A 12142-nucleotide genomic window follows, 5' to 3' on the forward strand; every position below is an offset into this window, starting at 1 on the left:
GAAACAACTTACGCTCGGTTATCCGATCCCGTCGACAATTTCGCTGATCGCATCAAAGACGCGGTCGAGTTCGTGCGGCGTGCTGCAGTACGGCGGCATGAGGTAGATCGTGTTGCCGAGCGGCCGGACCAGCAGCCCGCGCTCAAGGAAATCGTTGTAAAGACGCGGTCCGATGCCGGCCAGATAGCCGGCGTCCTCCGTGGTGATATCAAGCGCGGCGATGGTTCCGATCTGACGGGCGTTGGCAAAACGCCGATCCTCACGAAAGCGATCGAGGCCCCTGGCTTGTGCGCGCGCCACGGCGGCGATGCGCTCCATCACCGGCTCATTTTGCCAAATCGCGAGGTTCGCGCAGGCGGCCGCGCAGGCGATCGGGTTCGCGGTAAAGGAGCTGGAATGGAAAAAGGTCTTGCTGCGATCCGTTGAATAATGCGCCTCAAAAATATCCGCACGGCACAGCGTCACCGCCAGCGGCAGCGAACCGCCGGTGAGGCCCTTGGAGTAACAGGCGATATCGGGCGTCACGTCGGCCTGCTCGCAGGCGAAGCGCGTTCCGGTGCGGCCCCACCCCGTCATCACTTCATCGGCGATAAATAGAACGCCGTGGCCCTCGCAGATTCGCTTCATCTCCGCGAGTACCCAAGGCGGATAGATCAACATGCCGCCGGCGCCGAGGATCAACGGCTCGACGATCAGCGCCGCGACGCCGGCGTTCCGACATGCCGTGGTGATCGCATCCAGCGTTGCCTGTTCGCGGCCCTCAGCGGGAAAGGGAATCCGCTCGACATCGAACAGCAGCGGATCGTAAGGTGCATTGAAGACACCTCGTTCGCCGACCGACATGCCGCCGATGGTGTCGCCGTGATAGGCCCCTTCCAGCGCCAGGATGCGGCTGCGCGGCTCGCCGCGATTCCGCCAGAAGCCGAGCGCCATTTTCAGCGCGACTTCGACCGACGTCGAGCCACTATCAGAAAAGAAGACGTATTCGAGCCCCGGCGGCGTCATCGCGATGAGTTGCCGCGCGAGCTTTTCGGCCGGCTCGTGGGTAAAGCCGGCAAAGATCACCTGATCGAGGCGATCGACTTGATCCCTGATCGCCTGCACGATCCGCGGATGACGATGACCATGCGTCACTACCCACCACGACGAAATCGCATCGAAGATGCGCCGGCCGTCGGCGGTCTCAAGCCAGGCACCCTCGCCCTTGGCGATCGGTATCGCCTCCGGTTGCACCGCATGCTGGGTGAACGGGTGCCATACCGCAGATGCCGACGTCATCAGGCCGGTCCTTTCAGAAAATCGTCGATAGCGAAACCGTCGGCGAAAGCTTCGCGCAACGTGTCGCGAGTCAGCGGTGCAACATGCGGCAGACGGCCGAGGCGCCGCACCTTGCCCATCTCGGTGATAATGCGTTCGGATTCGACGTTCTCTTCGCCGATGAAAGCGATGCCAAGCATCGCAACGCCCCGTGCGCGCAGCGCCTCGACCGACAGCAGACTGTGATTGATGGTGCCAAGCGCGGTTCGGGCGCAGAGCACCACCGGAATGCGCCACCGCGCCATGAGGTCAAGATAGGTGATGGTGCGCGTCAGCGGCACCAGCAAACCGCCGGCGCCTTCGACCACCAGCGGACGGTCCTTTTCCGGAACCAGCAGAGCCTGGTGTTCGATGGTCACACCGTCAAGCTCGGCGGCGAGATGCGGAGACGCCGGCGTCCGCAACCGATAGGCTTCCGGCAGCACACGTTCGGCGGCGAGGCCCGACAACCGCAGCACCGTTTGGGTGTCCGTTTCGTCGTCCAGCCCCGCCTGGATCGGCTTCCAGTAAAATCCGTCGAGAGCACCGGCAAGCGCCGCCGAGAAAACCGTCTTGCCGATGCCGGTATCCGTACCCGTCACAACGATCCGCGTACTCACGCAGCTACCCGCATGTCTTCGGCCAAAGCTGCGAACAACTCAGTGACGATCGCCTCGTCGACATGGAGCGTCAATGCGATGCGAAGCCGCGCGGTGCCTTCGGGGACCGTCGGCGGACGGATCGCCCGAACATCGAAACCTCTGTGCTGCAATGACGCCGCCAGCGCGACCGCCGCCTGATCGGCACCGACGATCACCGGAAGGATCTGCGAGCCGGACGGTTCAATATTGCAGCGCCGACGCAGTTCGTTTCCCGCAAACTGCACCAGACGCGCCAGGCGTTCCCGACGTTCGGGATCGGTCCGGGAGATGTCGAGCGCTGCACGCGTCACCGCGGCGATCAGCGGCGATGGCGCGGTGGCAAAAATGAACGGGCGCGCGCGATTGACCAGAAAGTCGCGGATGATCGTCGGTGCGAGAATGAAGCCGCCGACCGTCCCCAGCGCCTTGCCGCAGGTGTGCAGCGTGATGACGTTGTCGCGGCCCTCGAACGACGCGGCAAGCCCCCTCCCCTGCGGCCCCAGCACGCCCGTCGCATGGGCCTCGTCGATCACGACCATCGCATCGTGACGATCCGCAACGGCAAACAGCTCAGCCAGGTTCGGGCAATCGCCGTCCATGCTGTAGAGGCTTTCAACCGACAACCAGGGCCGGCCCTTGCCGCCGGCCGCACGCCACTTCGCGATCGCTGACTCAAAAGCATCGATATCGTTGTGCGGAACACCGACGGATTCGGCCCGACCGCGACGAACGCCTTCATGGACGCTGGCATGGATCAGTTCGTCATGCACGACGAGATCGCCGCGCTGCGGCAGCGTCGAGAAGATGGCGAAGTTGGCGACGTAGCCGGCGCCGAAATAGAGCGCAGACTCCGCGCCGAAATAGGCTGCCGCTTCGCGCTCCAGCGCTTCATGTTCAGGATGATTGCCGCGTAACAGGCGCGACCCTCCGGCCCCGATCGGCACCCCTCGCGCCAATGCATCGACGGTGGCCTGTCGCAATTCTCCGGATTCAGCCAGACCAAGATAGTCGTTCGACGCGAGATCGATGCCCGAGCGCCCGCGCAGCGCACGGAGACGGCCCCGACCTGCGAGCGCCTGTAAATCTGCCGTATAAATCTCGTGCATCATCATGTGTCCCGGCCAGTGCCAAAGCGTCGCGCTTACGTCACCAACGACGGCAGCCGTGCTGCGCGCGATTCTGCGGCATGGGCTTCCAGCGAAGGCGGCTCTCCGCCGGGACCGACACCCTTCGAATTCGACCGTCAGAATTCAACCATCTACTCGGCCGGCACATCATAGTCGGCCGCGAAGCGCAAGTCCCGGAGCGGTCGCACCCGCCTGGTCGATTCCTGGTATAGATCGTGCGCCTTATACGCTGCGAGTTCCGCCTCGCTGTCGAATTCACCGTAAACGACAACGTCGATGTCGTTGCCGAGCTGATCCGTCTTCCGGTTGCGCACGACCTCGAGCCGGCGCGCATGCGGGATCGCCCTGAGAGACGACAGGCCGTCGATCATCTTGTCGATATCGCCCTTGTCTTTCGCCGTGAACAAAACGATGTGACGAATCATGGCTGGCCGTAACGTAAAGGTTGATCCCGGTCGCATGACTATCTTGCCATCAACTCCAACGCAACGCTAACGGCACGGCGCGATGTCTCCGTGGGGGCAACGTCGGGGGTCCCGCGATCTTCACAAGCTGGGGACGTCCGGTTGAATGTTCTGCCAAATACTGCCCATATGAGACATGACTCTCTTCCGATGTCCGCAACCCCGGACCCGACTTCGGTGCTTGAGCCCGCTCGATGAGTGACCCGCTTGCAATGAGTGATCCGCTTGGTCACCTCCGACCAGAGGCACACATGCGTTCGGTGTCTCCTGTATCCAAACAGGGAATTGCGGCGGACCTGATTGCGCTGCTGGTGGCGGTCACCTCCGGCGATCCCCGTGTTTTGACAATTCAGGATCAGCACGCCCTGCCGTCAGGTCCTTTCGAACTGGCGCATCGGTCGCTGCAATCGGGACTCCGCGCCTGGGTCGAACGCCAAACCCGGCTGCCGCTGGGCTATGTCGAGCAACTCTACACGTTCGCGGATCGGGATCGCGCCGCCGCCACCGACCAGCGCGTCATTTCGATCAGTTATCTCGGTCTCACCCGCGAGCAGGCCGAGTCCGGCCAATATGGGGCAAGCTGGCGGAGCTGGTACGACTATTTCCCCTGGGAAGATCATCGCCTCGGCGCGCCGCCGATGGAGAAGACGCTCCGATCCGGCCTTGCCGCCTGGACTGGAACTGCCCCTGACCGGGCAGCGCGGAGCGACCGCCGGCAACGGGCGGCGATGCTGTTCGGTTTCGACGGCCACATCTGGAACGAAGAACTGGTCCTGCAACGTTACGAGTTGCTCTACGAGGCCCGACTGATCCCGGAAGCTCTCAGAGGCGACCGTCCGGCCGCTCCGGCAGCCGACACCGCCGCCATGCCGGGTGATGCCATGATTCTGGACCATCGTCGGATCCTGGCGACCGGGATCGCGCGACTCCGGGCCAAAATCAAATATCGCCCGGTCGTCTTCGAGTTGATGCCGGACACGTTCACGCTGCTGCAATTGCAACGCTGCGTTGAAGCGCTGGCTGGAAAACTCGTGCACAAACCGAACTTTCGCCGTTTGATCGAGCAGCAGGAGCTCGTGGAGGATACCGGCGAAACCAGCCAGGAGACCGGTGGACGGCCGGCAAAACTCTTCCGTTTCCGCCGCGCGGTGCTGGCGGAGCGCGCGATCGCGGGGACCAAATTGCCGATTTCAGGGGCTTGACAAGACTTATACTCAACATCAGTATAACAGATGCTCGATTGGAGTATAATCATGTCGTCCGTCCTGGAACTGCGACCGTCGACCCGCATCTACCCCCGCGTGCGGCACGCGATCCCCGAGATCGAATGGCCCACATTCGCCGACGACGTCGATGCGATCATCGAGCTGAAGAAGCGCCGCAACGCGGTCGTTCTTGCGCACAACTACCAGACACCGGAGATCTTTCACGGCGTGGCCGATATCGTTGGCGACAGCCTCGCGCTGGCCCGCGAGGCGACGCAGGTGGAAGCTGACGTGATTGTGCTCGCCGGCGTGCACTTCATGGCCGAAACGGCCAAATTGCTGAATCCGTCAAAGACGGTCCTGATCCCCGACCTTGGCGCCGGCTGCTCGCTTGCGGACTCGATCACGCCCGAGGATGTGCGGCTGTTGCGGCAAACCTATCCCGGTGTTCCGATCGTCACCTACGTGAATACGTCGGCCGCGGTGAAGGCCGAGTCGGACATCTGCTGCACGTCGGGCAATGCCAGGGCCGTCGTCGAGTCCCTCGGCGTCGAGCGCGTCATCATGCTGCCCGACGAATATCTGGCGAAGAACATCGCGGCGGAAACGCACGTCAAGGTGATCGCCTGGGCCGGACATTGCGAGGTGCACGAGCGCTTCAGCGCCGAAGAGGTGCGGCAGCTACGCGACAATTACCCCGGCGTCGTCGTCCTGGCGCATCCGGAATGCCCGCCGGAGGTTGTGGCGGAAGCCGATTTCGCCGGATCGACCGCCGCCATGGTCTCCTATGTCGCCACCCGACGGCCGCCCAGAGTCGTGCTTCTGACGGAATGCTCGATGAGCGACAACGTCGCCGCCGATCATCCCGACCTCGAGTTCATTCGTCCCTGCAATCTGTGCCCGCACATGAAGAGGATCACACTCGGCAATATCCGCCGCGCGCTCGAGACAATGCAGCACGAAGTCACGATCGACCCAGGCATCGCTGCACGCGCACGCCTCGCTGTCGAGCGAATGCTGGCGGTGAAATGACGACAGTGCATGACGCCAACGGCGCCGTCGTCGTCATCGGCGGGGGCCTGGCCGGCCTGATGACGGCCCTTGGGCTGGCGCCGCGACCGGTGCTGCTTTTGAGCAGCGCATCATTGGGATTCGAAACATCGAGCATCCTCGCGCAAGGCGGCATCGCCGCCAGCATCGGGCCGGATGACGACGCCTCGCTGCATCTGGCGGACACCCTCGCCGCCGGAGACGGCCTTTGCGACGAAAGCGTTGCCGCGGCAATCCTCAGTGGCGCGCCGGCTGCCATCGAACGGCTGTCGCAGCTCGGCGTGGCGTTCGATCGCGACGCCGACGGCAACCTCGCGCTTGGCCTCGAGGCGGCCCACTCGCGCCGCCGGATTATCCATGCCGGAGGTGACGCGAGCGGCCACGACATCATTCGCACCCTGGTCCGCAAGGTCTATGAGACACCTTCGATCACCGTATGCGAGGCGACCCGTGCGCAGCGTTTGATCGTCGAAGACAATACGGTGAGAGGGGTCGTCTGCCAGACTGACCGGGACCCCGTGGCTTTCGCCGCCGACCACATCGTCGTCGCGACCGGAGGCATCGGCGGATTGTTTCTGCATGGGACCAATCCGGCGGGATCCTGCGGTCAGGGCCTCGCGCTGGCAGCGCGGGCCGGCGCGATCATGGCCGATCTCGAATTTATCCAATTCCATCCGACGGCACTCGACACCGGCTCCTTCCCGCTGAAACTGATCAGCGAGGCCGTGCGCGGCGAAGGGGCGACGCTCATTGACGAAAATGGCGATCGCTTCATCGCTGACACGCCCGGCGCCGAGCTTGCGCCCCGCGACGTCGTCGCGCGCGCCGTCTGGCGGCATATGGCGGCGGGCCATCGCGCCTTCCTCGATGCGCGCGATCTGCAAGGGATCGACTTCGCCCGACGCTTCCCCGCGATCACCTCGTTTTGCCGCGACGCGGGAATCGATCCGGCAACGCAGCCGATCCCGGTCCGTCCCGCCGCACATTATCACATGGGTGGAATTGCCGTCGATAAACGCGGAAGGACGTCCATTGACGGTCTGTGGGCATGCGGTGAAGTCGCCTGCACGGGCCTTCATGGCGCCAACCGGCTGGCCAGCAACTCGCTTGTCGAGGCGGTAGTGTGCGCCGGCCTGGTCGCCCAGGACATCGCCGGCACGGCATCCACGAAAAAGCGTTACCCCAGGACTCCGGATGGAGGCGGCGGCGGCGATCCGACCTTGATCCGGCCGATCCTGTCGCGTGCTGCCGGGGTGTTGCGCGACGGCGACGGATTGCGCGCAGCCGCGCGCGCCCTCTCACCGCTTGCTGCCTCGCAACAGGCCGCAAGCGACCCGGCCATCGTCGCTCTGATGATCGTGATCGCCGCGCTGCGCCGTGAGGAAACCCGCGGCGCGCATGCGCGTACCGACTTTCCCGAGCGAGCAATCCGCGCGGAACGTGCGACACTTCGCCTCAGCGATGCGCTCGACGCCGCACAAGACTACATCGCCGATCCGGTCAACTAGCATAAGGAACACAATGCCCCTCCCGGCCCTCCCCCGCGTCATGATCGAACCGCTGGTTCGCATGGCCTTGCTTGAGGATATCGGCCGCGCGGGCGACCTCACGACCGATGCGATCGTGCCTGCCGGCCACCGTGCCACGGTCCTTCTCGTCGCTCGTCAGCAGGGAATCGTCGCCGGGCTCGATCTGGCACGGCTCGCCTTCCAACTTATCGATCCGGCGATCGAGATGCAGGTCGCGCACGATGATGGCGCGGTTGTCGAGCCGGGCGACGTGATCGCGACCTTGTCGGGCCCGGTGCGAGGAATTTTGACGGCGGAGCGGGTCGCGTTGAATTTCCTGTGCCGCCTGAGCGGGATCGCCACGGCGACAGCATCCGTGGTCGCCGCGGTTCGAGACTATAAGGCGAAAATCGTCTGCACCCGCAAGACAACGCCTGGCTTGCGCGCGATCGAAAAGTACGCCGTTCGCGTCGGCGGCGGCAGCAACCACCGCTTCGGCCTCGACGATGCCGTTCTCATCAAGGACAACCATGTTGCCATCGCCGGCGGCGTCACCGAAGCGCTGCAGCGCGCGAAGCGTGGCGTCGGCCATCTGGTCAAGATCGAACTGGAGGTGGATACGCTCGATCAACTGCACGAAGCACTCGATCAAGGCATCGATGCGGTGCTTCTCGACAACATGAGCCCGGACATGCTCCGGGAAGCCGTCGCGATGGTCGCCGGCCGGGCGGTGACCGAAGCCTCCGGCCGCATTACACCCGCGACGGCGCCATCGGTCGCCGCAACCGGCGTCGATCTGATATCGATCGGCTGGCTCACACACAGCGTCGGCATTCTCGACATCGGACTTGATTTCAAGGATCAGGCAGCCGCCTGATGTCCGGACCGCAGTTGGACGTTTCACATTATTGTTCGTTCAGCGGGCTAGAGCCTTTTCGCTTCTGATGGAATCAGAAGCGGGCTCCACGATTTTGATTTGACGCGTTTTCTTCACGCGAACCGGTATCCTCCTCGGGTCACGCCCGAGGACATGCTTCGCTCGAAAACCTTCTAAGCAGCCATTCCGGCAGCGCATCAGGCTGCCGCCGGCTGGCAACGTCAGATCCAGGTCATCCTCAAGATATGTCACCCTCAGGACCGATACAGACGCACGAAAAAAACCCCTTGAAGCCGTGTTACGGCGAAGGCGGGTGTCGTTTCCTGAAGGGGTCTGCCGCCTCATCGTACCCACGGCGACTGCTAATAAACATCAGGATCATCAACCCGCATCCGATGACAAGCGAAAAAAACGTGCCAAGACCGAGCGCGATCCAGCCGTGTATGCTCATGTCGGTGCCGGAGATCCCGTTGAGGACTGAAATCGTCCACACGCCTGTAATGATGAGTATGGCCGTTAACGCTACTAAAACGACCATCCTACCCTTGCTCATACCTTCCATAGCGGTACCTTCCGTTTTGTAAGCTTGGCCGTTCCGACTAGCTCCAGCGGGTCTGATTAGGGAGCGCCGTGAAGCCGGCCAGCATGTGTGGATATTGTGATCGTCCGGTTTCTGCGCGCCATGCGAGGAAATCAGATGCAGCCCGCGAGCGAAGGTTTTCGATGCGCGGGGATATTAGCACAGACAACGTCAGAGCGCCTCCTCAATTGATGCATCGATGATACATCTTTTATATAACCTCCCATACGCCCATGTGTAAGAGGGGAAACGAGGCCTAATTTCAGATTTGAGCATTGCCCATGCGACCATCGAAGAACACCGACAAAGAGCGAGCCGCCCCCGTGCGCCTTGGAACAGGCGACGCCTCCCGGATAGGGACAAGATGACCGATCGAGGTAGTCGCCAATTTACACATGGCATTATCCCGGTGCATTTTCACCTCACTGATGTCGAAGGCGATCTGCGTGTTGAGACGCCCGTCCAACACGCCCAGCAGAGCCTTACCGACCTGCTTCACTCTACAGCAATGAGCTAACCACTTCGCCAACGCAGGACACGCTTCAACATGAAGTGATCACGCTCTGGATATCCGGATTCCGTTGCGAATGTCCGATGGCGTGACGGCGTATCGGCGCCGAAACGTACGGTTGAAATAAGAGAGGTCGCTGAAGCCGGAAGCATGCGCGATCGATGCGATCGTGCAGGTGGCGTGCCCCGGACTGAGCAGCAACCGTCGCGACCATTCAAGCCGCAGAGAAAGGACAAAATCGGAAAACGTCGTGTGCTCGTCCTGGAACAGTTTGCGCACATAGCGCGGTGAAATGCCGTGGCGCGCGGCGATCATGTCGATGGAAAGGCCCGGTTCGCAAAGATGTGTACCGATGTCGGATTTGATCGCCCGCAGCCGCGCCGCGCGCACGCCACCGCGTTCGCGAGCCGGCGATCCGCAATCCGGCTCGGCCCCGATCATGGCCGCCATGAGGTCGCGGATATGGGCGGTGGCGATCCGGCCGAGTTCATCCGAACAGGGCTTTTGCCGGGCTTGCAGCAGGCTCACATAGCCGACGAGAAAATCAAGCATCTCGTTTTGCCTGCTCACCACGGTCAGCGATACGTCCTCCCGGTTCGCAAGCATCGGCGTCAGATCGTCGATCGAGACCGATATGTTGGTAAACCTCGCCCGATCGCGACACTGGATGACGCTGCACTCGCTTCCCCTGAGGAAGATGGCGTCGCCGGCGTCGAGCACCTGTTCGCGGCCGCGCTGGGCGATGCGAAGCGGTGCGTCGGCGGTGACGAGAAAGACCATGTCCGCCATGTCATCGGCGATGAGCCGCTGCGTTCGGGATACACGAACGGGGCTAACAGTCACCGAAGCGAAGGCGGCGCCCGGCAGCGCGCAGAGTTCACCTTCGGCGTGAAAGGAGGTTCCTTTCGCCGGCTCGATATCGAGCCGCACCATCGTCTGCCCGAACACTTCGCGCCAGACCGGAAGCCGGTCGCGCGCAGGCAGTGCGGCCGTCGACAGAAACAGTGACGAAGAAGGCGTCGAATTCGGGTCGTTCGAGTTCACGATTGCATCGCCCCCTGTCGCAAGGATGCAACAGCGGCGGCCGGGCGTCAATTTTGTTCCGTTCCGTCCGCATCCGGTTCCTGCCTGTCCACGACGGTTTATCGCCGATACGTCATGATCGGAAGAGGCAAGGCCGCAGGGGAGATAAAGACATGAGCCTGCCGGGCGGCGTCGCTGCTGGCGCGGATGACAAAGGTTCGACGGGCTTGCCGCCGCGCCCGGGAAAGGGCGTGCGAGTGCTGTTGTTCTTCATCTATTTCTTCGTATTCGCAGTCGGTATACCGGTGCTGACGATTGCGGTGGTCCAGGCGAAATACGGCCTGATCGACGGCCCCCCTTCCTTTCCGCCGGATGCCTTTGGCGAGCAGATCAAGACGGCGGCCAAATACGGCATTTTCGTTTGGGCAGGCTTGCAGTTCTTTATCTTCGGCCGGGTCGCTTCGTGGGCCGGCGGCGAGCCGGCCGTTCCGGGCGTAACCCCCATCGCGAAGGAAATGTTGATGTCGCGGTTGCTGGCGCTCAACCAGCAGGACATCCCCTTTGCCGTCAGCCGCGGCAGTCGCAGCAACGAACTCGTCGTCGACTGGCGCTACGCAGACGCCAAATGGCTCGACCTGATGCGCCTGCACGGTATGAGCAAAGGCTATCGGCTGGTGCTCCGCTTCGACGAAGGCGCGCATAACGCCCGTGCGCAGGATCGATATGCCTCGTTCGACTGGTCGGCGGGGCCGAATCTCGTCACCCTCAAATGGAATGTCTCCCTCGGCATCACCTTCTACGAATACCAGCACGAGCGAGTCTTCGGGCTGCAATTCAAGAACGGCAAGCCGACCCTCGACCTCAGCTATGCCTATACGTTCGACCTCAACGAACTCAAGCAACCGATGATCGAGATCATCCGCAATTCCGGCTGGAATTTCCGGCCGGTCATCACATTTTTCCGGCCGATCGGCGGCTAATAAACGGGATAGAAACAGGGAGCCGACGTGAAGCAAACCAAGTCAGCAGGCCGCTTCGGACAGGGCATTTACCGGATTTTCCTTGCGGCAAGCACGATCGCTCTCATGCCGGCGGCGGTAATGTCGGCCACGACGCAGGATAACGAGCGTCCGCGCTGGTTCGGCAGCAGCTTCGACAACAAGACGATCCTCGCTTACGGCGTACCGGACAGCGACTATGTCGTTCTATTGTTTTCGTGCCGGCCGGGCGCGTCCGTCGTGAAAGTCGACGTGCAGGACGAGGAAAGCGGCGCCAAAGAGAGCGACCTGCTGCTCGTGCGTTTGGCGGCGGGAACAGAGCGAGTCGAGTTTTCCGAAAAGGCCGTCCTCAACCAGGATTCGGGCGGCGTCGAACTCCACGCCGACGTGCCTCTCGATGAGGGCTTGCGGCACATCCTGACCTCGAAAGAGCGGTTGGAAATCACGGTCGCGGGGCACACGCAGCGCTACGCCATGGACGGCGCAGCCGAGCCGGCGGCCAGGATGATCGCGGCCTGCGATTCTCCCAAGCCGGCCGACGATCTCGACGTGACGGTGACCAACAAGGCTGGGCTGCCGCTGCAGAGCTTTGCCTATTCGCAAGCCGGCGTGAATTCCTTCGAAAGCGGCGAGTTCGGTAATAAAACGCTGGGACCGGGCGCCAGCCGGACGTTCACCATTCCCGACGGGCGCAAGATCTGCACCTTCGACATCTCCGTGCTTCTCGCCAAGGACGATGAGGAATGCTGCAGCATGGGAAAGCCGGCAGGCACGCAGAACCTGTGCGAGAACAGCGAATTCGTCCTCCATGACTAGCTTTGCTCAGCCCGTCGTGTGCGGGGTGAAAGCGGTTCTCCTTTGT

At 62.6% G+C, this 12142-nt stretch carries 11 protein-coding genes; 6 read left to right on the forward strand and 5 right to left on the reverse strand.

The genetic code is table 11. The annotated features are described in order from the left end of the window. Positions 1 to 18 precede the first annotated feature (18 nt). From NHAM_RS14415 to NHAM_RS14430, 4 genes are all read right to left on the reverse strand, one after another. On the reverse strand, positions 19 to 1278 hold the full coding sequence (locus tag NHAM_RS14415; RefSeq protein WP_011511251.1) for an adenosylmethionine--8-amino-7-oxononanoate transaminase: 1260 nt from the start codon (positions 1276 to 1278) through the stop codon (positions 19 to 21). Continuing rightward, positions 1278 to 1916, reverse strand: a complete 639-nt coding sequence (gene bioD / locus NHAM_RS14420) for a dethiobiotin synthase (RefSeq protein ID WP_011511252.1) — start codon at positions 1914 to 1916, stop codon at positions 1278 to 1280. The genes NHAM_RS14415 and bioD overlap by 1 nt, the downstream gene beginning before the upstream one ends. After that, entirely contained in the window at positions 1913 to 3043 is a 1131-nt protein-coding gene (locus NHAM_RS14425; RefSeq protein WP_041359036.1) for an 8-amino-7-oxononanoate synthase, read from the reverse strand. Before NHAM_RS14425 ends, bioD begins: the two co-directional genes overlap by 4 nt. Positions 3044 to 3195: 152 nt before the next feature. Next, positions 3196 to 3489, reverse strand: a complete 294-nt coding sequence (locus tag NHAM_RS14430) for a Dabb family protein (protein ID WP_041358180.1) — start codon at positions 3487 to 3489, stop codon at positions 3196 to 3198. 290 nt (positions 3490 to 3779) lie between these two features. Here NHAM_RS14430 and NHAM_RS14435 point away from each other — a divergent pair, with 290 nt between their 5' ends. The 4 genes from NHAM_RS14435 to nadC are packed head-to-tail and all read left to right on the forward strand — an operon-like array spanning position 3780 to position 8168. Then, the gene (locus NHAM_RS14435) at positions 3780 to 4730 is read left to right on the forward strand and encodes an NUDIX hydrolase (RefSeq protein ID WP_011511255.1); all 951 of its coding nucleotides are present in this window, start codon (positions 3780 to 3782) and stop codon (positions 4728 to 4730) included. 51 nt (positions 4731 to 4781) lie between these two features. Further along, positions 4782 to 5765 (forward strand): quinolinate synthase NadA, encoded by a 984-nt coding sequence (gene nadA, locus NHAM_RS14440; RefSeq protein ID WP_011511256.1) that lies wholly within the window; start codon positions 4782 to 4784, stop codon positions 5763 to 5765. Further along, complete coding sequence (locus NHAM_RS14445) at positions 5762 to 7291, forward strand: L-aspartate oxidase (RefSeq protein WP_041358182.1); 1530 nt, start codon at positions 5762 to 5764, stop codon at positions 7289 to 7291. The genes nadA and NHAM_RS14445 overlap by 4 nt, the downstream gene beginning before the upstream one ends. Before the next feature lie 13 nt (positions 7292 to 7304). Beyond that, a complete protein-coding gene (gene nadC / locus NHAM_RS14450) occupies positions 7305 to 8168 on the forward strand; it encodes a carboxylating nicotinate-nucleotide diphosphorylase (RefSeq protein WP_011511258.1) in 864 nt (287 codons plus the stop codon). 1136 nt (positions 8169 to 9304) lie between these two features. On the opposite strand, the gene NHAM_RS14465 is transcribed toward nadC, so the two are convergent. Continuing rightward, positions 9305 to 10303, reverse strand: a complete 999-nt coding sequence (locus tag NHAM_RS14465) for an AraC family transcriptional regulator (protein WP_011511260.1) — start codon at positions 10301 to 10303, stop codon at positions 9305 to 9307. 152 nt (positions 10304 to 10455) lie between these two features. Between NHAM_RS14465 and NHAM_RS14470 the strand changes: the two genes are divergently transcribed. Both NHAM_RS14470 and NHAM_RS24080 read left to right on the forward strand, forming a co-directional pair. Continuing rightward, a complete protein-coding gene (locus NHAM_RS14470; RefSeq protein ID WP_011511261.1) occupies positions 10456 to 11262 on the forward strand; it encodes a hypothetical protein in 807 nt (268 codons plus the stop codon). Positions 11263 to 11289: 27 nt separating this feature from the next. Then, the gene (locus tag NHAM_RS24080) at positions 11290 to 12096 is read left to right on the forward strand and encodes a hypothetical protein (protein WP_011511262.1); all 807 of its coding nucleotides are present in this window, start codon (positions 11290 to 11292) and stop codon (positions 12094 to 12096) included. Positions 12097 to 12142 lie beyond the last annotated feature (46 nt).

The organism is Nitrobacter hamburgensis X14, from assembly GCF_000013885.1.
Classification (GTDB): Bacteria; Pseudomonadota; Alphaproteobacteria; order Rhizobiales; family Xanthobacteraceae; genus Nitrobacter; species Nitrobacter hamburgensis.